This is a genomic window from Rhodococcoides kyotonense, assembly GCF_001645385.1.
Lineage (GTDB): Bacteria > Actinomycetota > Actinomycetes > Mycobacteriales > Mycobacteriaceae > Rhodococcoides > Rhodococcoides kyotonensis_B.
Genome location: NZ_LVHI01000023.1, coordinates 360,889 through 387,116, shown reverse-complemented (window position 1 = coordinate 387,116; position 26,228 = coordinate 360,889). Strand labels below are relative to the sequence as shown.

Here is a 26,228-nt window from a genome sequence, read left to right as displayed (position 1 = left end):
ACCTCCTACCGTAATTCGTGACGGTCGGATGGTCAGCCTGGAGTGACGACGCCACTCTCGTATGCCAGCACGACTGCTTGCGCCCGGTCCCGCAGACCGAGTTTGCCGAGCACCTTGCCGACGTGTGTCTTGACGGTCTGCTCGGCGACGAACAACGACTGCGCGATCTCCGTGTTCGACATCCCCTTGGCGATCAACTCGAGCACCTCGCGTTCGCGCGGCGTCAGAACCCGCAGCGACGACGGTTCCACCCGGGGTGTGCCGCGTCTGGACGTCACGTCGGCGATGAGGCGACGCGTCACCGACGGCGCGAGCAACGCCTCCCCTGCGGCGACGACGCGTACGCCGCGGATCAGTTCCTCGGCGGGCGCATCCTTGAGCATGAAGCCGCTGGCGCCGATGGTGAGCGCTTCGTAGACGTAGTCGTCGATGTCGAACGTCGTGAGCATCAGAATGCGTACCGGATGTGGCAGTCCCGCACCGAGAATGGCCCGCGCGGCATCGAGACCGTTCATCTGCGGCATGCGCACGTCCATCAGTACGACGTCGGGGAGCAGCCGCGTCACTTCGCTGACGGCACTCGCTCCGTTGTCGGCGTCCCCGATGACGGAGATGTCGGCCTGAGCGGCCAGCAATGCACCGAATCCCTGTCGAACCATTGCCTGATCGTCGGCGATGAATACCGTGATTGCCACGGGTGACACCCTATGCCGACGGGGCCGCTACTGGAATCGCGTCGACGGGTAGTCGGGCGACGACTTCGAAGCCGCCGTCGGACAGCGGACGTGTGTCGAGCCACCCCGCTGCACCGCGGGCTCGGTCTCTCATACCCTGCACGCCATGGCCTCCGGAGTTCTCGACGGCGACGACGCCCGCGGGTGACGGCCCGTTGATCACTTCCAGGAACACCAGATCCGATCCGTAGTCGAGGCGCACACGCACATCGCTGTCGGGGGCGTGGCGAGCGGCGTTGGACAGCGATTCCTGCAGAATGCGATACAGCGCGAGACCCGTACCGGCCGATACGAGCGACGGTTGTCCCGTCGACGTCCACGTGAGTCGAACACCGGCTCGTTGCGCGCTCACCAGAAGCGCGTCGACGTCCGACGCGCTGGGCTGCGGGGCGTCGTCGACGACGTGACCGTCGCTGCGCAGAACCCCGAGCATGCCGCGTATCTCGTTGAGCGCCTCGCGCGCGGTGGCGCCGATGGACTCGAATTCCGCTGCAGCCGAGGGCGATACATCGTCGAGTCGATACGGAGCGCTCTGCGCCTGCACCACCACGAGAGACATGTGATGGGCGACGACGTCGTGCAGATCTCGCGCGATCTTCGCCTTCTCCTCGAGGATGGCGCGCCGCGCCCGTTCGAGTTCGCTCACCTCCTCCTGGCGAGCCAGTTGACGACGCGACAGCACTAGCCATCGCACGAGCAGTCCGAACACGACGACAGCCGTGAACCCGACGGCCCAGCCGATGCCGTCGTCGCCGGGTGTGAACGACAGGAACAGCAGTACCGTCGCCCCCCAGGCGACGCCGACGATCGGCATCGCACACCGCAGGCTCACTGCGAACACCAGCACCAACATCACCATGATGTGGGTGACCTGCCACTGATAGTCGTAGCCCGGAACGTTGTCGAACGCGACGGGCACGACCAACGCGGAGGCCGCCGAGATCGCCCATCCCAGGGCCGGATTGGCGCGCACGAGCAGAAACGGGAAGACTGCGAGCGCAGCGACGATCGGCATGAGGGGCGGCGACACGTCATGCGTCAACTGCAGCGTCGGCCATGCCACCGCGTACAGAATCGCCGTGACGAGAACGATCACGACATCGACGACTCGACCCGCGACGAGCCGTCGCACACCTGCCACGGTCGTGTTCACGGGGCTTCCCATCGAATTACCTTTGCTCACCCCGTGAACTCTAGGAACCGACGCGACGAAAGTCGTCATACCTCGGGGTGAGATCAGGACCCGTACCGCGGTATCAGAAGGACCGGCTGTCGGTCCGGAGGTGTGACGCGAGATCGCGACCTCGGTGCGATGACCTGCAGCGTGGAGCGTTCCTAGCGTCTCGGGTCATGACAGCGAGAGCGAAGATCGCCATCGGAGCACTTCTGACCACGGTGGGTCTCGGAGCAAGCATCGGACTCCCCACCGCCGCCGCCTCGGACGCGCACACCTCGGCGGTGTCCGTCGCCATCGACGCCTTGACCGCGAATGACGCCGTTCTCGCGGCCGGCCGGGTGCCCACGGGTTTTCGGACGATGTTCTACGAGCCCGCCGTCGAGAACGGTGTGCTCGTGAACCCGACGGGCGAGTGCTCGTCACCGATTCCCCTTCCACGGGAGTTCGACACCGCCTGCAAGGCACACGATCTCGGGTACGACCTCATCCGATACGGTGCTGCGACAGGCGATCCGGCGGCAACGCGACTTCGCGAGGACCTCGACGCATCGCTTCGGACTTCCCTGCACGATTCCTGCCGTGTTCGTGACGGAATCGGTTCCCGTTCGGTCTGCTACCTGATGAGCGACGTCGCCTCTGCCGCAGTCGATTTCAACTCGTGGCGCCAGGGGTACGGCAACCCAGGCCCCGAACCTGCTCTGCCGTTCCTTCTCGCCGGCACGCTCGTCGCCGCCGGTGCTGCTGCAGCGTCCACCGCGGCCGCCGTTGTCGCACGCCGAGCGAAGGCACACGCATGACCGCGACTCTCGTCATCCCGGCGACTCACCCGATCGACACTCCCCGACGCCCACCCGCCGTTCCCCGCGTCACGACTTCGGTTCTGCTGTCGGCGGCGACCGTGGCATCGCTGGCCCCGTCGCTGCTTCCTCGCGCACCCGAAGTCCAGGCGGTCGTGACAGCGCTGTTCGCAGCCACGGCCCTGCTGCTGTCCGCCGTCCTCCACCGGATCACGACGCGACTGCACTGCAGGGGCCCGCAGCCGACCGCGCGACGCGTCGCAGCCTCGGTCGGCATCGTCGCCGTGGCCGGAGCAGTCGTCGCCGCCGCTCACTGGCAGAACCGACTGCGTGACGCGATGGGTCAGCCGCCCACCGGCGCGATGCACTGGGTCGAAGTACTGTGCGGTTCGGTGTCGATATCGGCGATGCTGATCGTCGCCGGAGTCGGATCGGCACGCGGCGTGCGAGCTGTCGGCACGGCGCGAGTCACGGTCGCTGCGCTCGTCGTGGTCGTCGTCGGCTCCGTGTTCGCGGTTCCGTGGGCTCGGCACGCGTTCTCCACTCGCTACACGCTTGCCGACGCCGTCGTCGACACCGATCTCACCGCTCCGAACACAGCGTCGCAGATCCGGTGGGACGACTTGGGTCGCGAGGGCCGCAGGTTCGTCGCTGCCGGGGCCGACGGTTCGGCAATCCGGACGTACGTCGGACTGAGATCCGCCGCGACCGTCGACGAACGAGCACTGCTCGCCGTCGACGAGCTGGGTCGTGCAGGGGGATTCGGCAAGGAGCACATCGTCATCGCTGTTCCGACCGGATCGGGATGGGTCGACGAGAACGCCGTCAGCGGCATCGAGGAGCGATTCGCCGACGACGTCGCGACGGTGGCTCTGCAGTACTCCGACCAACCCAGTTGGGCGACATTTCTTTTCGCCGAGGACGCAGCCGTCGACGCGACGACCGCACTGTTGAACGCAGTGCGAGACAGACTGCGAACGTACGATCCGCTGTCGCGTCCCGAGCTCCACGTCTACGGACAGAGCCTCGGATCGGTCGCCGGAAGCGCTGCGGTGCACCGTGATTCGAGTTTCGTGTGCAGCACGGTATGGGCGGGACCTCCCAGTGGTGAGGTGACCGCAGGCGGAGGCGTCGTACTCGCCAACAGTTCCGATCCGGTCGTCTGGTGGTCGGCCGATCTGATTCACGAGCGTCCCGACCTGACCGACGCCCGCGTCGATGCCCCCGTCCCCGCATGGATTCCGGTGGTCTCGTACCTGCAGACGACCGTCGACCTGCTGTCCGCACTGAACGCGCCCGCGGGTCACGGACATCGGTACGGCACCGACCAGGGCACGAGCATTCGCGAATGCTAGAGACCCAATCGATGTGCCAGCCAATCCATTTCGATCTCGAGCGCGGGCGCCCACACGTCCATCGAGTGGCCACCGGGTAGTTCTGCGTACCGCACGTCCATGCCGTCGGCGACGGCCGCGTCGAACAGGCGACGCGTCTGCGGCCGAAACTCCTCGTCGGCGTCTCCGACGACGAAAGCACCCGCTGTGTCCGGATAGTCGTTCTGCTCGAGCAACGTCAGAGGTGCGACGGCGTCGAACTTCGCCACCGATTCGTCGCTGTCGTCACCGAAGGCCGCGGTGATCGACTCGTCCCGTGTGCCGCGTCGCGGCTCGTCCTCACCCGAAATGTCGAGGAACGTCGGGTACACGTCCGGCACACGCAGCGCGGTCTGCACCGAACACGTTCCGCCGTACGAGTATCCGCCGATCGCCCACTCTCGTGGATCGGTGGAGCCGTGCATGTTCTGCTGAACCCACGTCGGAACGTCGACGGCGAGATACGTCGAGACGTTGCCCAGATCGGAGTCGATGCACATGGGGTTGGCGTCGGCGTCGCCCAGCGCATCGGCGACGACGACGATGGGTGCATGGCCGTCGTGGTTCGCTGCGAACGTATCCATCGTCCGCGCGAGATGGCCACCCTCGATCCAGTCGACGACGTGACCCGGCTGGCCGGTGAGCAGCACCAGCACCGGGTTGTCGCCGTGAGCGTCCGCGCGGTAGAACGGCGGGGTGTAGACCGACGCGGGTCTGGCCTCGAATCCCGACACCGTTCCCGGGATGTCGACGCTGGTGACGGTGCCGACGGGCGGATGCCCCATCGCCGCAGCGAGAGTCGGCACCTTCCAGACCTGCGTGTTCGTCACCGCGACGAGGGCACCGACCACGGTGAGCACGGTCAGAACCCCGAGGACTCGGCGGCGCAACAGAATCCAGCCGAGAAGGAACGCCACCGCCAGCGCGAGGGCGGGAAGGACGATCGAGTCGATCCGGACGTGCACGACGTCCAGCGCGACGTCGTGCATCATCCCGATCAACTCGGTGTCACTTCAGAGCGCCGCGTGCTGCCTCGTACGCCGCACCGATGCGGTAGAGGCGGTCGTCGGCGAACGCGGGTGCCATGATCTGCAGACCGACGGGCAGACCGTCCTCGGACGCGAGTCCGGACGGAACCGACATCGCGCAGTGGCCTGCGAGGTTGGTCGGCAGCGTGCACAGGTCGTTCAGGTACATCGCGATCGGGTCGTCGACCTTCTCCCCCAGCGGGAATGCCGTCGTCGGCGTCGTCGGAGAGACCAGCACGTCGACCTGCTCGTAGGCCCTGTCGAAGTCCCGGGCGATGAGCGTGCGCACCTTCAGCGCCTGGCCGTAGTACTCGTCGTAGTATCCGGCCGACAACGCATAGGTGCCGATCATGATGCGGCGCTTGACTTCTGCACCGAATCCTTCGGCGCGCGTGATCGCCATGACCTGCTCGGCGCTGTGCGTACCGTCGTCGCCTGCGCGGGAGCCGTAACGCATTCCGTCGAAACGGGCGAGATTGGACGACACCTCCGACGGGAGGATCAGGTAGTACGCGGCGAGCGCGTGCACGAAGTTGGGGCACGACACCTCGACGACCTCGGCACCGAGGGAGGTCAGCGTGGCGACCGCGGCATCGAAGGACGAGATGACACCCGACTGGTAACTGTCGGAGTGCAATTCCTTGACGACGCCGACCTTGACGCCCTTCAGGTCGCCCTTGGCACCGTCGCGTGCAGCGGCGACGACCGACGCCACCGGGGTGTCGACCGACGTGGAGTCGCGCGGGTCGTGTCCGGCGATGACCTCGTGCAGCAATGCCGTGTCGAGAACGGTACGGCCACACGGGCCACCCTGATCCAGCGACGACGCGCACGCGATGAGTCCGTATCGAGACACCGTGCCGTAGGTCGGCTTGGTGCCGACGGTTCCGGTCAACGCGGCAGGCTGACGGATCGAGCCGCCGGTGTCCGTGCCGATCGCCAGAGGCGCCTGGTACGACGCCAGGGCCGCCGCACTTCCGCCGCCCGATCCGCCGGGGATGCGGGTGGTGTCCCAGGGGTTCTTCGTCGGACCGTATGCGGAGTTCTCGGTCGACGAGCCCATCGCGAATTCGTCCATGTTCGTCTTGCCGAGCAGCGGGATACCCGCGCCACGCAGCTTCGCCGTGACCGTCGCGTCGTACGGCGAGATCCATCCTTCGAGGATCTTCGACGCGCACGTCGTCGGCATGTCCGTCGTGGTGAACACGTCCTTCAGCGCCAGCGGAACGCCTGCCAGAGCCGACGCGGGCGCGTCGCCGGCAGCGAGCGAGGCGTCGACCTCCTTCGCGGAGACGAGTGCACCGGCACCGGAGACGTGAAGGAATGCGCCCAAGTCGCCGTCGACCTGTTCGATGCGGTCGAGGTGAGCCTGCGTGACCTCGACGGCCGACACCTCACGGGAGTGAATGCGCGTCGCGAGTTCGGACGCGTCGAGTGCGGTCAGGTCGGTCATTCGCTCTCTCCCAGGATCTGCGGCACTGCGAAACGGTCTTCCTCGGCGTTCGGCGCCTCGGCCAGCGCCTGCTGAGGCGTCAGGCCGGGCACGATGACGTCGGGGCGCGTCACATTGGTGATGGCGCTGGGGTTGGCCGTCGGCGGCACGTCGTCCGCGGCGACTTCCGCGACCGTCTTCACGTGGTGCAGAATCGAATCCAGCTGACCTGCGAACTCGTCCAGTTCGGCTTCGCTCAGCGCCAGCCGAGACAGCCGGGCGAGGTGAGCTACCTCGTCGCGGGAGATATCAGGCACCGCGTGGACCCCTTTCACAACAATCGAAGATGCGCCGCACGGGCACATGACGTGTGCAAGCTTATAGGTCCGGCGACGGCCGCAGCCCGTGGACCTTCCGCTGTCGACGGCCGGACACGCCCATGGTGTCGTCAAGATCACCGCCCCCTTCGTGCTGGTCGACCCGGGCACGACCGAGAAAGCGTCGACGGTGCGCGGCGCGGACCCGACGTGCGGCGTGAGGGATGCCTAGAGTTCTCTACGGATCGTCCGTGTTCGAAGAGAGTCACCGAAAGGGAGCGTCATGTCCTACCTGCTCCGCGTCCAGCTTCCCGATCGTCCCGGCAGCCTCGGCGCACTCGCCGTCGCACTCGGTTCCGTCGGAGCGGACATTCTGTCTCTCGACGTCATCGAACGCGGCGACGGGTACGCGGTGGACGACCTGGTCGTCGACGTCGCGCCCGGATCCCTTCCCGACACGCTCATCACCGCGGCGGAGAACCTGAATCACGTACGGGTCGACTCGATCCGGCCGTACACGGGCGTGCTGGACACACATCGCGAACTCGAACTGATCGACAGCGTCGCCGCGGCCACCGACGACCGACTACAGGTACTCGTCGACGGTGCGCCACGCGTCCTGCGGGTCGGGTTCAGCATCGTCGTGGCCACGGGCGAACGCGGCACGTACCGGGTCGTCGGTAGTTCCGGCGCCCCGGAAACCCACGCCACGGAGATGCCGTGGATGCCACTGCAGCACCCGGCCGCGCTGGACGGCGATGCCGAGTGGGTGCCGCAGGCCTGGCGCGACATGGACACCAAGATCGCTGCAGCGCCGCTCGGGTCGACGGGAACCGTCCTCGTGCTGGGACGTCCGGGCGGCCCCGACTTCAGGCCGTCGGAGGTGGCGCGACTCGGCTACCTCGCCGGAATCGTCGCCACCGTCCTGGGCTGAAGCGTTACTCGTCGTTACTGTCCGGGTCGCTCCTGCGGGCTCCGCTCCCGTCGCTGTCCGGGTCGCTCTCGCCATCGCTGTCGCCGGGCCGGACAGCATCCGGACCCTCGGTCAGCAGCAGCGTGAAGCCTGCTTCGTCGAGTACAGGAACCCCGAGTTCGACGGCCTTGTCGTGCTTGCTTCCCGGCGATTCGCCGACGACGACGAACGCCGTCTTCTTCGACACCGATCCGGCCGCCTTGCCGCCACGTGCGAGGATCGCCTCCTTCGCCTGGTCACGCGAGTAGTTCTCGAGCGAACCCGTGACGACGATCGACATGCCTTCGAGGTTCCGAACGATCGAGTCGTCGCGCTCGTCCTCCATCCGGACGCCCGCGGCGCGCCACTTCTCGACGATGGTTCGGTGCCACGGCACGGTGAACCATTCGGCCACCGCCTTGGCCATGGTGGGGCCGACGCCGTCGACCGCGGCCAGCTCTTCTTCCGACGCGTTCTCGATGCGTTCGAGGCTGCCGAACTCGGTGGCGAGCGCACGACCGGCGGACGGTCCGACATGGCGGATGGACAGGCTGACGAGAACCCGCCACAGCGGCCGGTCCTTGGCCTTGTCGAGATTGTCGAGCAACCGTCGGCCGTTCGCGGACAGCGCGCCGCCCTTGGTCCGGAAGATCGACGTCTTCAACAGGTCGTCCTCGGTGAGCGAGAAGATGTCGCCCTCGTCGAGCACCACTTCGGCTTTCAACAGATCCGTCGCCGCCTCGTAGCCGAGACCTTCGATGTCGAACCGGCCTCGCTCGGCGACGAAGAACAGGCGTTCACGACGCTGACCAGGGCAGAACTCGGAGTTGGGGCAGCGAAGGTCGGCGTCGCCCTCCTTCGCGGGAGCCAGCGTGGTGCCGCACTCGGGGCACTCGGTGGGCATGACGAACTCGGTCTCGTCACCTGTGCGTGCGTCGACGACCGGCCCCAGAACCTCCGGAATGACCTCGCCCGCCTTGCGGATGGTGACGGTGTCGCCGATCAGCACGCCCTTGCGTTTGACTTCGGACCCGTTGTGCAGCGTCGCCAACGACACCGTCGAACCGGCCACGAGCACCGGTTCCATGTACGCGAACGGAGTGACACGGCCCGTACGGCCGACATTGACCCTGATGTCGAGGAGCTTGGTGGCGACTTCCTCGGGCGGATACTTGTAGGCGATGGCCCAGCGCGGCGCGCGCGAGGTGGTACCGAGCCTGCGGTGCAGAGCCATCTCGTCGACTTTGACGACGAGCCCGTCGATCTCGTGTTCGACGTCGTGGCGATGGGTGTCCCAGTACTCGACCTTCTCGACGACGGCGTCGATGCCCTCCACCTGGCTGGTGTGGGTCGACACGGGCAGACCCCACGCCTTCAACGCTTCGTAGGCGTGCAGCTGAGAGTCGGGCGAAAACCCTTCCATTCGGCCGAAACCGTGGCAGATCATGCCGAGTCGGCGACGCGCGGTGACCGCGGGATTCTTCTGCCTCAGCGACCCTGCTGCCGAGTTCCGGGGATTCGCGAACGGCGCTTTGCCCTCCTCGACGAGCGCGGCGTTGAGCGCCTGGAAGTCCTCCAACCGGAAGAACACCTCGCCGCGCACTTCCAACAAGGCCGGAATGGGATGATCGGGACTCTCGGTCAACGTCTCGGGGATGTCGTCGATGGTCCGCGCGTTCAACGTGACGTCCTCGCCGGTGCGGCCGTCGCCACGCGTGGCACCGCGGACGAGTGTGCCGTTCTCGTAGACCAGGTTGAGCGCTACACCGTCGATCTTGACTTCGCACAGGTAGTGCAGACCGGATCCGGTTTCCGACTCGACGCGTTTGGCCCAGGCACGAAGCTCGTCGTAGTCGAACACATTGTCCAAGCTCAACATTCGCTCGAGATGGTCGACGGCGGTGAACTCGGTGGCGAACCCGCCCCCGACCAGCTGCGTCGGCGAGTCGGCGGTACGGAGCTCGGGATGTGCTTCCTCCAGCGCATTCAGATCGCGCAGCAGAGCGTCGAATTCGCCGTCGGAGATGATCGGCGAGTCGCGCACGTAGTAGCGGAACTGGTGGCCACGCACTTCCTCGGCCAACTTCTGCCACTGCTCCCGATCTTCGCTGGATGCCGGTGTGCCGGCAGCCACGGCGTCAGCGGTGTCGGTCGAAGCAGGTACGTCAGTCGATTCGTCCACTCCCGAAGATTATCGGAATACACCGACACCAAACCTCGCCGAACGAACCTCCTACAGCGAGTCCGGCGCGTCACCGAACGCATCGGCGACGTTCTCGACCAACGTGAGCGCGGTGCGCGCCCATTCGGGGGTCGCCGAGGCCAACCCGCACGCGGGCGTGACCGACACCTGAGAGGCCAGCGTCGACCTCGGGAATCCCAGCCGATCGACGAGCGTCACCGCAGGTGCCGCCGCCTCTCGCCAGGTCGGAGTGCGTTCCGGCGTCGTACCGGGGACGACGCCGAGGACGAGCGTCTTCCCCGCCTGCAGAAGCTCGCCGACCGCGTCCAGGTCGGAAGAACGCAGCAGCGACGCATCGAGCGCGACGGCGTCCGCGGCGCTGCGACGGATCAGATCGATGGGCGCACCCGCGGCGCAGCAGTGCACCATCGCAGGCACCCCGAGCGAGCCGAGAACGGAATCGAGCAGTTCCAACGCGTCGGGCTCGGGGAATGCGGGCACGGGATCGAGTCGGCTCACACCCGGTAGCGAACCGCGAAGCACCGCAGGCAAACTCGGCTCGTCGAGCTGAACGACGACGTCGACGCCGAGCCGTCGACGTAGTTCGGCGACGTGCTCACGGATGCCCTCGGCCAGCGATTCCGCAACGTGCCGGACGGCTCCCCGATCGGTGAGCACGCGATGCGCGTTCCGAAGTTCGACTTCGGCCGCCATCGTGAACGGTCCGGCGACCTGCGCCTTCAGCACCGGCAAGGATGCCGCGAAACCGCCTGTCTCCCACAACTCTTCGAGTATGTCGAGATCGCGACTCAACAGGTCCTCGGCGTGGCGCCCTGCCCGTGTCGCCCGCTGCGCGATGCGATATCCGGACGTGCGCACATCGAGTTCGACGTCGACCATCAACGCCCCGGTACGACCGATCAGGTCGGCGCCGAGCCCACGGGCGGGCAGTTCGACGACATGGGGCAGGGCGGGCAATTCACCGAGCACGATGCCCGCCGCCTCACGCACGTCGGTGCCGGGCCACGAGCCGATTCCGGTCGCGAGTCCGGCGAAAACGCTGCTGCTCACTCGCTCTCGGAACGGGTGCCCGCGATGGTGGCGCTACCGATGACGATGTCGCCCAACACATCTCGCCGATACAGTACGGCCGCCTGTCCCTTCGCGACACCGGTGAGCGCGCTGCGGAGTTGGATGTCCACACCGCCGTCGGACGTCGCCTCGGCGACCGCTTCGGTGGTTCCTCCGTGTGCGCGCACCTGAACGACGCACTCGATCGGTCCGGTAGGCGCGACGCCGTCGGTCCAGATGGCACGCTCGCCGGTGATGCCCCAGACGTCGAGACGCGTTGCCGACCCGACGATGACGTTGCCGCTGTCGGGTTCGATGGCCGTCACGTAGCGAGGTTTGCCGTCGGCGGCAGGACCCTGCACGCCGAGGCCCTTGCGCTGGCCGATCGTGAATCCGTGGACTCCGTCGTGGTCGGCCAGTTCGGCACCGGTGTCCGCGTCGACGACCTTGCCCGGCCGGATGCCGATCTTCGCGCCGAGGAATGCACGTGTGTCACCGGACGGGATGAAGCAGATGTCGTGACTGTCCGGCTTGTCGGCGACGGCGAGTCCCCGTTCGGCGGCTTCGGCACGGATCTCGGACTTCGGCGTGTCACCGATCGGAAACATCGCACGCGAGAGCTGGGCCTTGTTCAGCACCGCGAGTACGTAGGACTGGTCCTTGTCGGCGTCGACCGCGCGGCGCAGCACACCGTCGTGCAGCTGGGCGTAGTGGCCCGTGGCAACGGCATCGAAGCCCAACGCCAGCGCACGGTCGGCGAGCGCCGAGAACTTGATCTTCTCGTTGCACCGCAGGCACGGGTTCGGGGTCTCCCCCGCCGCGTAGGACTCGACGAAGTCGTCGATGACGTCTTCCTTGAACCGGTCGGCGAAGTCCCAGACGTAGAACGGGATGCCGAGGACGTCGGCGGCACGTCGGGCGTCTCCCGCGTCCTCCTTGGAGCAGCAGCCCCTCGAACCGGTCCGGAGCGTTCCGGGGTCACTCGACAGAGCGAGGTGCACGCCGACGACGTCGTGCCCTTCGTCCACTGCCCGGGCCGCCGCGACAGCCGAGTCCACTCCGCCGCTCATCGCAGCCAAAACACGCATCAGCGTTGTCCTCCCCGAGCTCCTACGCTCGCCAGTCCCGCAGCGCGGGCACGTTCTGTCACCTGTGGCAACGCAGCCAGAAGTCGATCCACGTCGTCGTCCGACGATCCGGCCCCGAGCGAGAAACGCAAGGATCCGCGCGCGGTCACCGGGTCGGCGCCCATGGCGATCAGCACATGACTCGCGCGAGCGACGCCCGCGGTACATGCCGATCCGGTCGAACATTCTATCCCGGCCGCGTCGAGCAGCATGAGCAGGGAATCACCCTCGCATCCGGGGAACGTGAAGTGCGCGATGCTGTCGAGACCGCCGTCGCCCTGCGCACCGTTGACGATCACGCCGGGATCGATGGCCCGCACTCCGGCGATCATCTTCTCGCGCAGCCGCGTCAGCTCTCGGTGGCGCGCGGAACGGGTGTCGACGGTGTCCTTCAGCGCTGCCGCCATGGCGACGACGGACGCGGTGTCGTGCGTCCCGGACCGTACGTCCCGCTCGTGCCCGCCACCGTGGAGCAGCGGCACACACGGAACGCTGCGGCCGAGCAACAACGCGCCGACGCCCTGCGGTCCACCGAATTTGTGTGCCGCGATGCTGAGTGCCGACAGTCCGCTGGCGGCGAAGTCGACGGGAAGGTGGGGCACGGCCTGGATGGCGTCGCTGTGCATCGGGATGCCGTACTCCTGCGCGACGGCAGCGAGCTCCGCGATCGGCATGATGGTGCCGACCTCGTTGTTGGCCCACATGACGGTGATCAGCGCGATCTCGTCACCGCGCAGCGCGAGCTCGGCGCGCAGAGTGTCCGGCTGGACGCGTCCGGACGCGTCGACCGGCAGCCACGTGACGTCGGCACCCTCATGCGCGGCGAGCCACTCCACCGCGTCGAGAACCGCGTGGTGTTCCACCGAGCTCGCGACGATCCGGGTGCGCGACGGTTCGGCGTCGCGCCTGGCCGCGAAGATGCCCTTGACCGCGAGGTTGTCGCTCTCGGTTCCGCCTGAGGTGAAGATCACCTCGGACGGCCGTGCGCCGAGATTCTCCGCAATGGACTCGCGCGCTTCCTCGACGCGCCTGCGGGCTGCGCGCCCCGATCCGTGCAGCGACGACGCGTTGCCGACGGTGGCGAACACGGCCGTCATCGCCTCGATCGCGGCGGACGACATGGGCGTCGTCGCAGCATGATCGAGGTAGACGGGTGCGCTCGAGGCAGTGGTAGCAGCCGAACTGCGGGCAGAAGGCATAACGCTGTTCAGGATAGCCGCTCGGCGTGAGCCGGAAGAACGCGCGAGATTCCGCCGAGGGTCAGGCGCCCTGCTGCATCGCCGAATGAAGTACGACGTTCCCGGCGATCACACCGTGCAGGTCGGCGCTCAGCGCATCGCCGGATCGCACCGATGCCTCGCACCGCCGCGCGAGGTCTCGACGATCGTTTCCCGGCGGTTCCGGCGTCGCGAGTCCGACTTCGGCGACGATCCCTTTCAGGCGGAAGATCCTGGAGATCGATTGTCCGATCGTCTCGTCGCCGACGAAGCACGTCGACGTCGTCTGCTCACCGGAAGCGTCGACATAGCGCAGTCGGACCGGTTGAACCCATGTCTCGGTGTCCACGGCGGCCTGGAACATCGCCGGGCGGAACGACCCGTAGGCACGGCCACACCACGTCGTCGCTTCGGGGAATGCGACGACCGTGCCGCCCGCGCGCAGCCGGTCCGCGACCTGTTCCACGGTGCCGGGCAGTGCGCGCAGGCTGCGTCGGTGGATCGGCAGAACCTTCATCGCGCGGGCGAGAACTCCGAGAACCGGCCAGTCGATCAGATCGCCGCGGGCGACGAACGTCGCAGGTCGCAGCGCGGTGAGCACGATGACGTCGGTCCACGAGACGTGGCCGGCCACGACGAGCGCGCCGCCCTCGGTCCTGGACTTCTCCCGCACCGACCGCTGGTCGTCGACCCGCAGGCCGATCCCGATCGCGAACAGCAGCATCCTGGCCCCGAAGCGCGTCACACTCCGCCGCGCGTGCGGAGACGCCACCCCGACGAGAATCAGGATCGGCAGAAGCATCAGCGCCGTGACGGCGAGGAGCGTTCGCAGAACGACAACGACGGTCCGGACCGCCGATGTGTCACGTCCGATGCAGCTGTCGCCGCACGGGCTCGACGGCATCCACGCGTGATCGATCTCGGGCGGGGCCGAGGTCGCCGCGACGTCACGGCGTGTCATCGGCCGGCCTGCGAGTCGTAGGTCGCGGCGGCGCTTCTGAGTCGGTCGAGGTATCGCGTGTTGGCTTCGCGGAGTCCGAGCAGCGCGACGAAGTCGGCGACACCGAAGTCCGGGTCGTGAGCGGGCTCGCCACAGATCGTCGCGTTCAATCGCAGGTACCCGCGCAGCAGCGGCGGCACGGACGGTCGGGCCGGGGGAACGAGGTCGTCGAGCGTACGGCCGTCGACGACGACGGGATTGTGTGGGATCGCCCGCCGGTCGGCCGGCGAGGCGTGCTTGATCAGCAGAAGATCGCGCACGCCGCGAACGTTGACGCCGGGTTCGTCGTCCGGTGTGGCCTGCATCGGCACGGACACGCAGCCCATCACCCATTCGAGGCCGGTCACTTCGAGGTAGTGCATTATTCCCGACCACATGAGTCCGAGAACCGAGCCGGAACGATGCTCGGGACGAACGACGGCCCGGCCCATCTCGACGACCCGGGACGACGCTGGATCGAGTGCGGACAGATCGAATTCCGTTGCGCTGTAGTAGCCGCCCGCGCGAGCGGCGGCGTCGGGCGGGAGCATGCGGTAGCAGCCGACGAAATCGTCGGTCAGGTTGTCACGGACGAGAAGATGGTCGCAGAAGTCGTCGAATCGGTCGGCGTCGAGGCCGTTCGTGTCGGCGGGGATCTCGAACCCCGGTTCGGAGGCGAACACGTCGTAGCGAAGCCGCTGTGCGGCTTCCCGGTGGTAGCGGTCCGTGGAGAGGACCAGCGAGTACCTGTCGGTGGCAGGCGCGGCGGGAGCGGTGGTCGCGAGTTCCGCTGCGGCCGAGGTCATGACTGAAGTGGTCATGATGCTGTGTCTAACGAGCTTCAGCACCGTCCGCGCATCACCTGGGTTACGTGTCCGAACACGTTGTGTGAACGGCTGTATCACACAGTTCGGCCCCCGCACCCAGTGGGTACGGGGGCCGATTCGGCTACGACGTGTCAGCCCTTGTGCTTCTTGACCGCATCGGTCAGCTGCGGGGCGACGTTGAACAGGTCGCCCACGACACCGAAGTCCGCGATCTCGAAGATGGGTGCTTCCTCGTCCTTGTTGACGGCGACGATGGTCTTCGAAGTCTGCATACCTGCGCGGTGCTGGATCGCGCCGGAGATACCGAGCGCGATGTACAGCTGCGGCGAGACCGTCTTACCGGTCTGTCCGACCTGGAACTGGCCCGGGTAGTAGCCGGAGTCGACGGCGGCGCGCGATGCACCGACGGCGGCACCGAGCGAATCGGCGAGCTCCTCGACGACGTTGAACTTGTCCGCGCTGCCGACGCCACGTCCACCGGAGACGACGACCGACGCCTCGGTGAGCTCGGGACGGTCGCCACCGACGATCGGGTCACGCGAGGTGACCTTGGTGACGCCTTCTTCCTGGGCCGGGACCTCGACCGTCTCGCGGGTGCCCGCGCCTGCCTTCGGCTCTGCCTCGACTGCGCCGGGGCGCACCGAGATGACCGGGACGTCGCCGTTGGCCTTGGCCTCGACGGTGTACGCGCCACCGAAGATGGAGTAGACGGCGCTGCCGTCACCGTTGACCGCGACGACGTCGGAGTGCAGGCCGGAACCGAGGCGTGCAGCCAGACGTCCGGCCACCTCCTTGCCCTCGGTGCTCGACGCGGTGATGATCGCGGCGGGGCTGACCGACTCGGCCAGAGACGACAGCACGTCGATCTTCGGGGTCAACAGGAAGCCGTCGACGTCGTCGGACTCGGCAGCGTAGATCTTCTCGGCACCGGCCTCGGTCAAGGCGTCGGCGAGTTTGTCGGTGGTGCCGGCCGGACCGGTCACGACTGCCGACGGCTCACCGAGAGCGCGTGCCGCGGTGATGAGTTCGAGACTGACCTTCTTCAGGCTTCCCTCTGCGTGCTCGACGAGCACAAGTACTTCTGCCATGTTCTAGCTTCTCCTCTTGTGGTCTGGCTGCTTGGGGTGGGCGATCAGATGATCTTCTGGCCGACGAGGTAGGCCGAGATCTTGTCTCCGCCGTCGCCTTCGTCGGTGACGCGCTCACCAGCAGTCTTGGGAGGCTTCGGCGTGGACGAGGTCACCGTGGTGCCTGCGTTCTCGACACCGACGGTCTCTGCCTCGACGCCGATGTCCGCGAGGGTCAGCGTCTGGACCGTCTTCTTCTTGGCGGCCATGATGCCCTTGAAGGACGGGAAGCGCGGCTCGTTGATCTTCTCGGTGACGCTGACGATGGCGGGCAGCGTGGCTTCGAGGCCGAAGATGCCTTCGTCGGTCTCGCGCTCTCCGGAGACCTTGTCGCCGTCGACGACGAGCTTGCGCAGCTGCGTCAACTGCGGGATGCCGAGGTATTCGGCGATGATCGCGGGAACGGCTCCGGTGCGGCCGTCGGTGGCCTCGTTACCGGCGATGATCAGCTCGGTGGCCTCGCCGTTCTCGAACTCGATCTGGCCGAGTGCCGCTGCGAGTGCCCATGCGGTCTGGATCGCGTCCGAACCGTGCAGCGCAGGGTCGTTCAGGTGGACGGCGCTGTCGGCGCCCATGGACAGAGCCTTGCGGATGGCGTCGGTCGCGCGGTCGGGGCCTGCGGACAGCACCTTGACCTCACCACCCTTGGACTCCTTGATGAGCAGTGCTTCCTCGACCGCGCGCTCGTTGATCTCGTCGAGCACGGCGTCGGCGGCTTCACGATCGAGGGTGAAGTCACCGTCGGTCAGCTTGCGCTCGGACCACGTGTCGGGAACCTGCTTGATCAATACGACGATGTTCGTCATGGGTCTGCGTCGACCTCCTGGTCATGTTCCGCTGAATCGAGTGTTCGTATGGGTTCTTGCAGTTCTAGCACCTGGCCGTAGATTACCCCATGTCTAGTTACCGGTGGGTAACTTACTGCGTTTCCCGCCTGACCATACATCCAGGAGGGCCACGCCAGGGACTGCCCGTCGCTGTCCTACTGGGCAGTAGAGGCATTACCCTCTCGTCGGTGAGCGATTCATCGAACGCAGGTTCCGTCGTGGACGGCGCGCCCGAACCGTTACCCCTCACCGGGGAGCGCACGGTTCCCGGCATCGCCGAGGAGAACTACTGGTTCCGTCGGCACGAAGTCGTCTACGAGCACCTGCGAGATCGTTGCGCGGGCAAGGTCGTACTGGAGGCCGGTTCCGGTGAGGGCTACGGCGCGAACATGATCGCCGACGTCGCGACGTCCGTCGTCGGCCTCGATTACGACGCGTCGGCGGCAGCGCACGTCCTGACGCGTTATCCCCGCGTCGGAATGCTGCGCGGGAACCTGGCGCAGCTACCCCTGGCCGACGACTCGATCGACGTCGTCGTCAATTTCCAGGTCATCGAGCATCTGTGGGACCAGGCTCAATTTCTCGCCGAGTGCCACCGCGTACTCGCCCCTGGCGGAGTTCTGTTGATCAGCACGCCGAACCGCATCACGTTCTCCCCCGGGCGTGACACTCCCCTGAATCCGTTCCACACCCGTGAGCTGAATGCCGCCGAACTCACCGAACTGCTGGGCGACGCTCGATTCACGGTCGAGACGATGACAGGCGTGCACCACGGCTCGGTCCTGCGCGCCCTGGACACCAAACACGGTGGTTCGTTCATCGACGCGCAGATCGAACGTGCACTCGCGGGCGAGCCGTGGCCCGACGATCTGACGGCCGATGTCGCGGGAATTCGCTCGTGCGACTTCGACATTCGCACCTCCGACATCGATGCCAGCCTCGATCTGGTGGCCGTCGCAACGAAGCCTGCGACCTCGGTGAGCGAGTGAGCGAACGCCGCACTCCGGTGACCGAGCCAGGGATGTTCGCCCTGGTTCTGCACTCCCACCTTCCCTGGCTCGCCAATCACGGACGGTGGCCCGTGGGCGAGGAATGGCTGTACCAGTCGTGGGCCGGCTCGTATCTGCCGTTGGTGGAGATGCTCGGCCGGCTGGCCGACGAGGGCCGAACGAACCTGCTGTCGCTCGGCATCACTCCCGTGCTGGCCGCCCAACTCGACGACCCGCACTGCCTGTCCGGCATGCATCACTGGCTGGGCAATTGGCAGCTGCGTGCGCACGAGGCGACCGATCGCGGACTGTCGACGCGTGAGCACAGGGCCGCGTCGCACGCTCTCGACACGTTCGAAACACAGTGGCGCCATGGGGGTTCCGCCGCGATTCGCCGACTCGTCGACGCCGGAACGGTCGAGTTGCTCGGTGGCCCGCTCGCACATCCGTTCCAGCCTCTCCTCGACGAGCGATTGCGCGAATTCTCGCTGTCCGAGGGGCTTTCGGATGCCCGGTCACGATGGGGCACCCGCCCGACGGGCATCTGGGCTCCGGAATGCGCCTACGCACCGGGCATGGAATTCGGTTATGCCGCAGCGGGGGTGACGCATTTCATGGTCGACGGCCCGGCGCTGCGCGGCGACACGACACTCGGCCGTCCCGTTCGCGAGTCCGACGTCGTCGCGTTCGGTCGCGATCTGACGGTCAGTTATCGGGTGTGGTCGCCGAAATCGGGATATCCGGGCCACCCCGCGTATCGCGACTTCCACACCTACGACCACGCGACGGGGCTCAAGCACGCACGGGTGACGGGCCGGACCGTCGATTCCGCCGACAAGGAACCCTACGATCCCGAACGCGCATCCGCTGCCATCGACAAGCACGTCGCCGACTTCGTCGATTCGGTTCGACGACGCCTGCGCGAGGAGTCCGACCGAATCGGACGAGGCGCCCTGGTCGTCGCTGCCTTCGACACCGAACTGTTCGGCCACTGGTGGTTCGAGGGCCCGGTGTGGCTGGAGCGTGTACTGCGCGCGTTGCCCGAGGCCGGAATCGACGTCGGGACGCTCGACGACGCTCGGACGCGTGGCTACGTCGGCACGCCCGTCGACCTGCAGAAGTCGTCGTGGGGCTCGGGCAAGGACTGGCGTGTCTGGGCGGGCGACGCCGTCGCCGACCTGGTGACGCTGAACGCCGAGGTCTCGGCCTTGGCATTGGACACGATCGACAAGAACGCTTCTCGCGAGTCCGACGGGCCCGTATTGCGCAACCGGGTCGACGACCAGATTCTGCGTGAGACACTGTTGGCACTGGCAAGCGACTGGGCGTTCATGGTCAGCAAGGACTCCGCCGCAGGATATGCCCGCGACCGCGCGCACATCCATGCGCACGCGCTGCGGGAGATCGCCGACGCGGTCGCGCGGGGTCCGGTCGGCAGGGCCGCCGAACTCGCCGAACGGTGGAATCGGGCCGACGGCTTGTTCCCCGGACTCGACGCCAGACGTTTGCGTGGGGATCATCGTGACGAAGGGGCGGCCGAGTGAAGATTCTGATGGTGTCGTGGGAGTACCCACCCGTCGTCGTCGGCGGGTTGGGCAGGCACGTACATCATCTGGCGACCGAACTGGTGCGGGCAGGCCACGAGGTGGTGGTCCTGTCGCGTCGCCCGACGGGTACCGACGCCTCGACGCACCCCACTCTTCACCGCATCGAGGACGGCGTCCTCGTCGTCGCTGTCGCCGAGGATCCCGCGCACTTCGTGTTCGGCGAGGACATGGCGGCGTGGACCCTTGCGATGGGGCACGCGATGGTTCGGGCGGGCATCGCCCTCGGCAAGCCGGGACTCGGTGACGGTTGGCAACCCGACGTCGTCCATGCGCACGACTGGTTGGTTGCACATCCGTCGATCGCGCTCGCCGAGCACTTCGACGTCCCACTGGTGTCGACCATCCACGCCACCGAAGCAGGGCGGCACAGCGGCTGGATCTCCGGGCCGATCAACCGACAGGTCCACTCGATCGAGTGGTGGCTGGCCAACGACTCCGACGCCGTCATCACGTGTTCGACATCGATGAAGGACGAGGTGACACGGCTTTTCGGTATCAAGGACGCCGCCGTCACCGTCATCAGGAACGGCATCGACATCCGTACGTGGAGCTTTCGGCGTCGCGAACCGCGCTCGGAACCGGCCAAGCTGCTCTACGTCGGCAGGCTGGAGTACGAGAAGGGGGTCCAGGACGCGATCGCTGCACTCCCCCGCATCCGTCGTAGTCACCCCGGCACGACGCTTCACATCGCCGGTGAGGGAACACAATTCGCGTGGCTGTCGCAGCTGGCCCGCACGCACCGCGTCGCACGTGCGGTGTCGTTCCTCGGTTCGCTCGATCACACCGAACTCCTCGGGTGGCTGCACGGCGCCGACGCGATCGTATTGCCCTCACGCTACGAGCCTTTCGGCATCATCGCGCTCGAGGCCGCGGCAGCCGGAACTCCGCTCGTGGCTTCGACCGCGGGCGGGCTCGGGGAAGCGATCGTTCACGGAACGACGGGCCTGTCGTTCGAGCCCGGCGACGTCGCCGGCTTGGCCACCGCCGTGCGGTCGGTTCTCGACAACGTGGACAAGGCGCAGGAACGTGCCGAGGCCGCGCGTGCCCGCCTCACGGTCGACTTCGACTGGAAGCACGTCGCGGACGCGACCGCGCAGGTGTACCTCGGAGCCAAGCGGAAGGTGCGTTATCCGCTCGGCAGGCCGGTCATCGTCGAACGCGCGCTACCCGAACGAAGCTGAGTCGCCGCGGGCGGCTTCTGCTGCCTTCAGCGACTTCTTGCGTTCGATGTCCTCGAGCGCGGCAATGTACTCGGCGCGCGCCGCCGCGCCGGCTTCCCAGTCGGCCTTGCGGTTGCGCACGACCTTCGCCGGTGCGCCGACCGCGATGCTGTAGTCCGGGATCGTGCCCTTGACCACCGCGTGCGCACCCAGCACGCATCCGCGTCCGATGTCGGTCTCGCGCAACACCGTGACCTTCGCCGCGACCCACGTGTCCGGACCGATGCGGACGGGACCCTTGACGATGCCCTGATCCTTGATGGGCGTCGTCACGTCGTCCATGCGGTGGTCGAAATCGCAGATGTAGCACCAATCCGCGACGAGCGTCGACGCGCCGATCTCGATGTCGAGGTAGGTGTTGACGACGTTGTCCTTGCCGAACACCACCTTGTCGCCGATCCGCAGCGAGCCTTCGTGGCACCGAATGGCATTGCCGTCGCCGATATGCACCCAGCGGCCGATCTCCAGCCTCGACAGCTCGGGCGTCGAGTGGATCTCGACGTTCTTGCCGAGGAACACCATGCCGCGCAGAATCACGTGCGGATTGGCGGCCTTGAACTTCGCCAGACGGTAGTACCGCACCAGGTACCACGGCGTGTAGGCCTTGTTCTGCAGAACCCACCGCAGGGAATCGAGCGTCAGGAAACGTGCCTGTTCGTCGTCGCGCCGTCTCGATCCCCGCCAGCGCGAACGCAACGGCGCGTTCCACATACTCGTCATACCGAGCACCTTAGATAACCGGCCGCGCTCACTCCACCATGGCCCCGCACGGCCGCTTCGTCGGCGGACATCGGTGCCGGGATAGTCTCTTGTGCGACGCGCGTGCCCGGCGAACCATGCACGCGACCTGAGACGAGGGAGAAAAGCACGGTGCGTGGCGGCAGGGCAACGTTCGCTCGAGCAGCGGCAGTGGCAACCGCCGCACTGGTCGCCTCCACCGCCTGCGGAGGCAGCGACACCGTCGACGCCTTCGCTCCCGGAGCATGGCCCGCTGCGCACGGTGATTATCGAAACAGCAGCTCCACCGGCCACGACGGATCGACCGACGTCGAACTGCAGTGGTCGCGCCCGCTGGGTGGCGCGGTGGGATCCCCGATCTCCATCGCCGCGAGCGGACAGATGTTCGTCGGCACGTACTCGGACGCAGGCTGCAACCTCTTCTCGTTCGAGATGGACTCCGGCCGCAAGCGGTGGTGCAACCGCGTCGGACCGTCCGTCCCGACGGCCACACCTCTCGTCGACTCGGTCGCCAATGTGTACGTCGGCGACGACGGCGGATTCTCGTCGTTCAACGAGCACGGTCAATTACGTTGGCGGACACCGGTGTACGGCGTTCCCCGGTCTGCACAGTTCCTCGGCGACGGCAGTGTGCTCGCCGTGACGCATCTCGGCCAGGTCAACGTGCTCGACACACAGACCGGGCAGTTGACCGTGCCGATCCACGATCTGATCGAGCCGCCTTCTTTCCTGGAGTCTCCGGACACGAACTTCCTCGCGCCGACGACGGGTCTCGACGACTGCACTATCGGATCCCCGGAATGCCCCGTCGGCGCGGGCCCGGCTGTCGACCTCGATACGGGATCGATCTACCTCGTGCTGTGGCGCCCGGGAGCCATTGCGCCGCAACTGGTGTCGCTGTCCTACGATGCGCATGCGACTCCCTCCATCACCGAGAGATGGTCCTCGGAACTGCTGCCGGCAGCGGTAACGTCGAGCCCGGTCCTGTCGGCGGACGGGCAGACCGTCTACGTCGCGGACGTCGACGGCCGTCTCACCGCGTACGGCGCCGGCGACGGGGCGTCGAAGTGGGCGTACGGAGCTGGATTCGGTGTGTCGGCGTCGCCGTCCGTGTCGGCGGACGGGTCGATCGTGCCCTCGGGTGGTGACGGCATCGTGCAGTCGATCCGCGACGACGGCGATCACGCCACGCAGGTGTGGGCTCGTGACGATCTGAAGCAGGCCGGCGGACCCGTGCAGAGCGCGGACGGTGTCGTCCACACGGTCGTCCGCCGCGGCGACGATCTGGTACTGACGTCGCTCGACGGTTCGTCGGGCGAGACTCTGTCCGAGAGCACCCTTCCAGGCGCGCAGGGATCGACGGTCGGCACGTCGGTCGGACCGGAAGGTCAGATGGTGACGTCGACCAATCTGGGCGAGATCTTCACCTACGCACCCTGATTCGAGCCGTCGGGATCAGCTCGAACCACCGGGGCGCCGTGCTTCGCAGACGAACGCGAACGCCGAACGCTCGACACGCGTGATGACCACCGACAGGGCGACGTCTCCCCGCAGTTTGAGCTTCGGTCGCAGCACTGCGGGATCGACGTCGACACCTCGGACGAGAATTTCGGCCGAGCCGCAGCGCCTCGACGCCAACGCCTGCCGCAGTGTCTTCTCGGAATACTTGATCTGTTCGAGCACACGAAATCCGTTGACGCCCTCGGGAACCGAGTCGCCGGTCAGATAGGCGATTCGAGGGTCGAGTTGCCACAGACCGTGACGCGCACCGTAGTGCCGCACGAGTCCCGCGCGCACCACCGCCCCGTCCGGATCGACGATCCACTCGCCCACGGGGCCGGCGTCGATGTCGTCGGGTTCGGCGTCGGTCACCTCGAACGACGAACCGTCCGACGCCAACACCGTTGCGCGCCTACGCACTCCGTCGTGGGTGAGGCCCGTCGACCACAGACATGCCTCCCGCACACCGCCGCTCAGGGACACGACTTCGACTTCGCCCTCCCATCCGAGCCTGTCGAAGTCCAGACCGGGCGCACATTTGACGACCAGATCGTGTCCGGCATAGGCGCCCAGCAACGACGGTAGGGGCGGTTCGAGCGCCGCAGGATCGTGCGTGCGCCTTCCACCGGCACGCCTGCCCGGGTCCGCGAGTACGACCGTTCCACGAGTGGTCGGAGTCAGGGCATCGGCACGCAGTACCGCGACACCCGGGACGTTGTGCGATGCCATCCGTGTGCGCACCGGATCGAGATCGCTACCGACGACGGTTCGAGCAGTCGTCGACAGCGCCGCCAATTCCGTTCCGATGGAACAGGTCACGTCGTGTACGTCGCGACCCTCGAGACGCTGCGCGCGGCGTACGGCGACAGGTGTCGGTGTCGCCTGTTGGACGGCGTCGTCGGTCAGCAACCACCGCTCGGCTCCGTCGATCTTGGTAGCCGCCTTGCGCCGCAGACGCGTCGTCTCGACGAGTGCGGCGGTGCGATCTCCGTGCGCGGCACGCAGAATCGAGATGTCGGACAGCATCGACGCCGAGTCCAACGGCCGTTCGTCGACGTCGCGCAATGCGGCGACGCCGACATCGCTGGTCAGAAAGTCGATGTCGGCGCCGGTGAAGCCGTAACCCATGATTCGATCAGTCGGACTTCACTCCGGTGATCATCACGTTGTAGAAGAATCCGCGCGGCACCACGTGCCTGAGGACCTTCTCGTCGACCCAGCTGAGCGTCTTCCATCCGCCGAACGCGAACTTGGCCCAGTTCCATCCGAGCTTCTCCGCCGGAACGGCGGCTTCGAACGTACGCACCGGCCATCCGAGCAGTGCCGCGGCGAACTCTTCGGTCTGGGCCTGTACGTCCACCGCACCTGCGCTCCGCGCGATGTTCTCGAGGTCGGTGGGGTCGAAGGTATGCAGGTCGACGACGGCTTCCAGCGCCGCGGCGCGGGACGATTCGTCGAGTTCGGCCTGCGGCTTGCGCCAGCTCGCGAGGAAGGGCAGCTTGGTGACACGCGTGGTGGTCTCCCACGTCGCACGGCCGAGCCAGCGAGCGTAGAAGTTGCCCACGGTCGTCGGTTCGCCGGCGAACACGAAGCGTCCACCGGGCTTGAGCACGCGCAACACCTCGCGCAGAGACTGTTCGACGTCGGGGATGTGGTGCAGCACCGCATGGCCCACGACGAGGTCGAAGGTGTTGTCCTCGTAAGGGATCGTCTCCGCGTCGGCGACGCGTCCGTCGACATCGAGGTTCAGGTGCTCGGCGTTGCGCAGGGCGACCTTCACCATGCCCGGCGACAGGTCGGTGACCGAACCCTTCTCCGCGACGCCCGCCTGCATCAGATTGAGCAGGAAGAACCCTGTGCCGCAACCTAATTCGAGGGCACGACCGTACGGCAGGTCGTCCTGCGCACCCGGCTGGCCGCTGACCGCCTGGTCGAAACGCCCACGCGCGTACTCGATGCAGCGCTCGTCGTACGAGATCGACCACTTGTCGTCGTACGTCTCCGCTTCCCAGTCGTGGTACAGGACCTGAGCGAGCTTGGTGTCGCTCCGGGCAGCCTCGACCTGCTCGGCCGTGGCGTGCGGGTTGGGAGCAGGATCGTTCACGGCGCTTGCGGCAGACGATGCGGGTGCATCGGAGTTGCCGTCGTGTGGGCTTGCAGTCATGAGGGCAGCCTACTATCCGGTAGTGAATGAACAAGTTCCAGTTTTGCCGACCTCACTCGCCGACGAACTCCGCCTTGCCAGGTCCGTTGGCAACGAAGGATTCCATGCCGATGGTGCGGTCCTTCGTGGCGAACAACGCGGCGAACTGCTGAGCCTCGATCTTCAGACCGGTGTTCAGATCGGTGTCGAGCCCCTGATCGATAGACGCCTTCGCGGCGGCGAGAGCGCGGGCCGCACCCGTCGTGAACTGCGACGCCCACGCACGTGCGGCGTTGTAGACCTCGTCGGGGGCGACGACCTCGTCGACCAAGCCGATGCGCAGAGCCTCGTCGGCTCCGACGAACCGACCGGTGAAGACCATGTCCTTCGCCGTGCTCGGACCGACCAGGCGCGCAAGCCGCTGGGTACCACCGCCGCCGGGAATGATGCCGAGAAGAATCTCCGGGACACCGAGCTTGGCGTTGTCGCCTGCGATACGACGATCCGCGCCGAGCGCGACCTCGAGTCCGCCTCCGAGTGCGTAGCCGGTGATCGCGGCGACGACGGGCTTCGGGATGGCAGCGAGCGACCCGAGCGCGGACTGCAGATCACCGATGATGGCCGACATCTGCGCGGCCGTGAGCTCGAGCATCTCCTTGATGTCCGCGCCTGCCGCGAATACCTTCTCGCCGCCGTACACGATGACGGCCTTGACCGACGAGTCGACGGTGGCCGCCCGGGCCGCGTCGCGAATCTCTTCCTGCACTTGACGATTCAGCGCGTTCATGGGGGGACGGTCCAGGCGGATGGTGCCGATGCCGTCTGCTACCTCGAGAGTCACGTACTCAGCCATGGCGCTCACGC

The 26,228-nt window shown here is 66.9% G+C and carries 25 protein-coding genes; 8 read left to right on the top strand and 17 right to left on the bottom strand.

Annotation, left to right across the window (positions count from 1 at the left end):
• Nucleotides 1–32: 32 nt before the first annotated feature.
• Nucleotides 33–695, bottom strand: a complete 663-nt coding sequence (locus tag A3K89_RS17705; protein ID WP_068429131.1) for a response regulator — start codon at nt 693–695, stop codon at nt 33–35.
• Between the two features lie 10 nt (nt 696–705).
• The gene (locus tag A3K89_RS17700; RefSeq protein ID WP_068429128.1) at nt 706–1,899 is read right to left on the bottom strand and encodes a sensor histidine kinase; all 1,194 of its coding nucleotides are present in this window, start codon (nt 1,897–1,899) and stop codon (nt 706–708) included.
• 185 nt (nt 1,900–2,084) lie between these two features.
• Here A3K89_RS17700 and A3K89_RS17695 point away from each other — a divergent pair, with 185 nt between their 5' ends.
• Both A3K89_RS17695 and A3K89_RS17690 read left to right on the top strand, forming a co-directional pair.
• The gene (locus tag A3K89_RS17695; RefSeq protein WP_068428425.1) at nt 2,085–2,708 is read left to right on the top strand and encodes a hypothetical protein; all 624 of its coding nucleotides are present in this window, start codon (nt 2,085–2,087) and stop codon (nt 2,706–2,708) included.
• On the top strand, nt 2,705–4,063 hold the full coding sequence (locus tag A3K89_RS17690) for an alpha/beta-hydrolase family protein (RefSeq protein WP_084423860.1): 1,359 nt from the start codon (nt 2,705–2,707) through the stop codon (nt 4,061–4,063). The genes A3K89_RS17695 and A3K89_RS17690 overlap by 4 nt, the downstream gene beginning before the upstream one ends.
• On the opposite strand, the gene A3K89_RS17685 is transcribed toward A3K89_RS17690, so the two are convergent.
• From A3K89_RS17685 to gatC, 3 genes are read right to left on the bottom strand one after another with little or no spacing between them, the layout of a single operon-like run.
• A complete protein-coding gene (locus tag A3K89_RS17685; protein WP_068428417.1) occupies nt 4,060–5,073 on the bottom strand; it encodes an alpha/beta hydrolase in 1,014 nt (337 codons plus the stop codon). The two genes, A3K89_RS17690 and A3K89_RS17685, sit on opposite strands and share 4 nt — an antisense overlap.
• 16 nt (nt 5,074–5,089) lie before the next feature.
• Nucleotides 5,090–6,562, bottom strand: a complete 1,473-nt coding sequence (gene gatA / locus A3K89_RS17680; RefSeq protein WP_068428415.1) for an Asp-tRNA(Asn)/Glu-tRNA(Gln) amidotransferase subunit GatA — start codon at nt 6,560–6,562, stop codon at nt 5,090–5,092.
• Nucleotides 6,559–6,858 carry an Asp-tRNA(Asn)/Glu-tRNA(Gln) amidotransferase subunit GatC gene (gene gatC / locus A3K89_RS17675; protein ID WP_068428413.1) on the bottom strand — a complete coding sequence of 100 codons (300 nt, stop codon included), beginning with the start codon at nt 6,856–6,858 and terminating at the stop codon, nt 6,559–6,561. Before gatC ends, gatA begins: the two co-directional genes overlap by 4 nt.
• Before the next feature lie 88 nt (nt 6,859–6,946).
• On the opposite strand from gatC, the gene A3K89_RS25855 reads away from it, so the two are divergent.
• Both A3K89_RS25855 and A3K89_RS17670 read left to right on the top strand, forming a co-directional pair.
• A complete protein-coding gene (locus A3K89_RS25855) occupies nt 6,947–7,090 on the top strand; it encodes a hypothetical protein (protein ID WP_157105370.1) in 144 nt (47 codons plus the stop codon).
• A 51-nt stretch (nt 7,091–7,141) separates the two neighbouring features.
• Nucleotides 7,142–7,792, top strand: coding sequence for an ACT domain-containing protein (locus A3K89_RS17670; protein WP_068428409.1), 651 nt, complete (start codon nt 7,142–7,144; stop codon nt 7,790–7,792).
• Between the two features lie 4 nt (nt 7,793–7,796).
• On the opposite strand, the gene ligA is transcribed toward A3K89_RS17670, so the two are convergent.
• The 8 genes from ligA to A3K89_RS17630 all read right to left on the bottom strand — a co-directional run bounded on the left by ligA (nt 7,797) and on the right by A3K89_RS17630 (nt 17,146).
• On the bottom strand, nt 7,797–9,992 hold the full coding sequence (gene ligA, locus A3K89_RS17665) for an NAD-dependent DNA ligase LigA (RefSeq protein WP_068428408.1): 2,196 nt from the start codon (nt 9,990–9,992) through the stop codon (nt 7,797–7,799).
• A 51-nt stretch (nt 9,993–10,043) separates the two neighbouring features.
• Nucleotides 10,044–11,063, bottom strand: coding sequence for a methionine synthase (locus A3K89_RS17660; protein ID WP_068428404.1), 1,020 nt, complete (start codon nt 11,061–11,063; stop codon nt 10,044–10,046).
• The gene (gene mnmA / locus A3K89_RS17655) at nt 11,060–12,151 is read right to left on the bottom strand and encodes a tRNA 2-thiouridine(34) synthase MnmA (protein WP_068428403.1); all 1,092 of its coding nucleotides are present in this window, start codon (nt 12,149–12,151) and stop codon (nt 11,060–11,062) included. Before mnmA ends, A3K89_RS17660 begins: the two co-directional genes overlap by 4 nt.
• A complete protein-coding gene (locus tag A3K89_RS17650) occupies nt 12,151–13,389 on the bottom strand; it encodes a cysteine desulfurase family protein (protein ID WP_068428402.1) in 1,239 nt (412 codons plus the stop codon). Before A3K89_RS17650 ends, mnmA begins: the two co-directional genes overlap by 1 nt.
• Before the next feature lie 61 nt (nt 13,390–13,450).
• Complete coding sequence (locus A3K89_RS17645; protein ID WP_068428400.1) at nt 13,451–14,368, bottom strand: lysophospholipid acyltransferase family protein; 918 nt, start codon at nt 14,366–14,368, stop codon at nt 13,451–13,453.
• On the bottom strand, nt 14,365–15,207 hold the full coding sequence (locus A3K89_RS17640) for a GNAT family N-acetyltransferase (protein ID WP_068428397.1): 843 nt from the start codon (nt 15,205–15,207) through the stop codon (nt 14,365–14,367). Before A3K89_RS17640 ends, A3K89_RS17645 begins: the two co-directional genes overlap by 4 nt.
• A gap of 137 nt (nt 15,208–15,344) precedes the next feature.
• Nucleotides 15,345–16,301 (bottom strand): electron transfer flavoprotein subunit alpha/FixB family protein, encoded by a 957-nt coding sequence (locus tag A3K89_RS17635; protein ID WP_068428393.1) that lies wholly within the window; start codon nt 16,299–16,301, stop codon nt 15,345–15,347.
• Between the two features lie 44 nt (nt 16,302–16,345).
• Complete coding sequence (locus A3K89_RS17630; RefSeq protein ID WP_068428390.1) at nt 16,346–17,146, bottom strand: electron transfer flavoprotein subunit beta/FixA family protein; 801 nt, start codon at nt 17,144–17,146, stop codon at nt 16,346–16,348.
• A gap of 209 nt (nt 17,147–17,355) precedes the next feature.
• Between A3K89_RS17630 and A3K89_RS17625 the strand changes: the two genes are divergently transcribed.
• The 3 genes from A3K89_RS17625 to A3K89_RS17615 are packed head-to-tail and all read left to right on the top strand — an operon-like array spanning nt 17,356 to nt 20,944.
• Entirely contained in the window at nt 17,356–18,156 is an 801-nt protein-coding gene (locus A3K89_RS17625; RefSeq protein WP_068428388.1) for a class I SAM-dependent methyltransferase, read from the top strand.
• Between the two features lie 32 nt (nt 18,157–18,188).
• Nucleotides 18,189–19,700 (top strand): 1,4-alpha-glucan branching protein domain-containing protein, encoded by a 1,512-nt coding sequence (locus A3K89_RS17620; RefSeq protein ID WP_068429124.1) that lies wholly within the window; start codon nt 18,189–18,191, stop codon nt 19,698–19,700.
• Nucleotides 19,697–20,944 carry a glycosyltransferase family 4 protein gene (locus tag A3K89_RS17615; protein ID WP_068428386.1) on the top strand — a complete coding sequence of 416 codons (1,248 nt, stop codon included), beginning with the start codon at nt 19,697–19,699 and terminating at the stop codon, nt 20,942–20,944. Before A3K89_RS17620 ends, A3K89_RS17615 begins: the two co-directional genes overlap by 4 nt.
• On the opposite strand, the gene A3K89_RS17610 is transcribed toward A3K89_RS17615, so the two are convergent.
• On the bottom strand, nt 20,927–21,703 hold the full coding sequence (locus A3K89_RS17610) for an acyltransferase (RefSeq protein WP_068428383.1): 777 nt from the start codon (nt 21,701–21,703) through the stop codon (nt 20,927–20,929). The two genes, A3K89_RS17615 and A3K89_RS17610, sit on opposite strands and share 18 nt — an antisense overlap.
• A gap of 189 nt (nt 21,704–21,892) precedes the next feature.
• On the opposite strand from A3K89_RS17610, the gene A3K89_RS17605 reads away from it, so the two are divergent.
• Entirely contained in the window at nt 21,893–23,161 is a 1,269-nt protein-coding gene (locus A3K89_RS17605; protein WP_254303568.1) for an outer membrane protein assembly factor BamB family protein, read from the top strand.
• A 15-nt stretch (nt 23,162–23,176) separates the two neighbouring features.
• Here the strand turns inward: A3K89_RS17605 and A3K89_RS17600 are convergent, their stop codons facing one another.
• The 3 genes from A3K89_RS17600 to A3K89_RS17590 are packed head-to-tail and all read right to left on the bottom strand — an operon-like array spanning nt 23,177 to nt 26,217.
• A complete protein-coding gene (locus tag A3K89_RS17600) occupies nt 23,177–24,349 on the bottom strand; it encodes a THUMP-like domain-containing protein (protein ID WP_068428377.1) in 1,173 nt (390 codons plus the stop codon).
• Nucleotides 24,350–24,356: 7 nt separating this feature from the next.
• Complete coding sequence (locus tag A3K89_RS17595; protein ID WP_068428373.1) at nt 24,357–25,385, bottom strand: class I SAM-dependent methyltransferase; 1,029 nt, start codon at nt 25,383–25,385, stop codon at nt 24,357–24,359.
• 52 nt (nt 25,386–25,437) lie between these two features.
• The gene (locus A3K89_RS17590) at nt 25,438–26,217 is read right to left on the bottom strand and encodes an enoyl-CoA hydratase/isomerase family protein (protein WP_068428371.1); all 780 of its coding nucleotides are present in this window, start codon (nt 26,215–26,217) and stop codon (nt 25,438–25,440) included.
• Nucleotides 26,218–26,228 lie beyond the last annotated feature (11 nt).

What these genes read in the sequence shown, in the direction of transcription:
- A3K89_RS17690 (WP_084423860.1), top strand. Translation starts at nt 2,705, where the DNA reads ATGACCGCGACTCTCGTCATCCCGGCGACTCACCCGATCGACACTCCC.
- A3K89_RS17700 (WP_068429128.1), bottom strand. Translation starts at nt 1,899, where the DNA reads ATGGGAAGCCCCGTGAACACGACCGTGGCAGGTGTGCGACGGCTCGTC.
- A3K89_RS17630 (WP_068428390.1), bottom strand. Translation starts at nt 17,146, where the DNA reads ATGACGAACATCGTCGTATTGATCAAGCAGGTTCCCGACACGTGGTCC.
- gatA (WP_068428415.1), bottom strand. Translation starts at nt 6,562, where the DNA reads ATGACCGACCTGACCGCACTCGACGCGTCCGAACTCGCGACGCGCATT.
- A3K89_RS17685 (WP_068428417.1), bottom strand. Translation starts at nt 5,073, where the DNA reads ATGATGCACGACGTCGCGCTGGACGTCGTGCACGTCCGGATCGACTCG.
- A3K89_RS17670 (WP_068428409.1), top strand. Translation starts at nt 7,142, where the DNA reads ATGTCCTACCTGCTCCGCGTCCAGCTTCCCGATCGTCCCGGCAGCCTC.
- A3K89_RS17650 (WP_068428402.1), bottom strand. Translation starts at nt 13,389, where the DNA reads ATGCCTTCTGCCCGCAGTTCGGCTGCTACCACTGCCTCGAGCGCACCC.
- A3K89_RS17695 (WP_068428425.1), top strand. Translation starts at nt 2,085, where the DNA reads ATGACAGCGAGAGCGAAGATCGCCATCGGAGCACTTCTGACCACGGTG.
- A3K89_RS17635 (WP_068428393.1), bottom strand. Translation starts at nt 16,301, where the DNA reads ATGGCAGAAGTACTTGTGCTCGTCGAGCACGCAGAGGGAAGCCTGAAG.
- A3K89_RS17600 (WP_068428377.1), bottom strand. Translation starts at nt 24,349, where the DNA reads ATGGGTTACGGCTTCACCGGCGCCGACATCGACTTTCTGACCAGCGAT.
- A3K89_RS17645 (WP_068428400.1), bottom strand. Translation starts at nt 14,368, where the DNA reads ATGACACGCCGTGACGTCGCGGCGACCTCGGCCCCGCCCGAGATCGAT.
- A3K89_RS17640 (WP_068428397.1), bottom strand. Translation starts at nt 15,207, where the DNA reads ATGACCACTTCAGTCATGACCTCGGCCGCAGCGGAACTCGCGACCACC.
- A3K89_RS17610 (WP_068428383.1), bottom strand. Translation starts at nt 21,703, where the DNA reads ATGACGAGTATGTGGAACGCGCCGTTGCGTTCGCGCTGGCGGGGATCG.
- A3K89_RS17620 (WP_068429124.1), top strand. Translation starts at nt 18,189, where the DNA reads ATGTTCGCCCTGGTTCTGCACTCCCACCTTCCCTGGCTCGCCAATCAC.
- A3K89_RS17595 (WP_068428373.1), bottom strand. Translation starts at nt 25,385, where the DNA reads ATGACTGCAAGCCCACACGACGGCAACTCCGATGCACCCGCATCGTCT.
- mnmA (WP_068428403.1), bottom strand. Translation starts at nt 12,151, where the DNA reads ATGCGTGTTTTGGCTGCGATGAGCGGCGGAGTGGACTCGGCTGTCGCG.
- A3K89_RS17590 (WP_068428371.1), bottom strand. Translation starts at nt 26,217, where the DNA reads ATGGCTGAGTACGTGACTCTCGAGGTAGCAGACGGCATCGGCACCATC.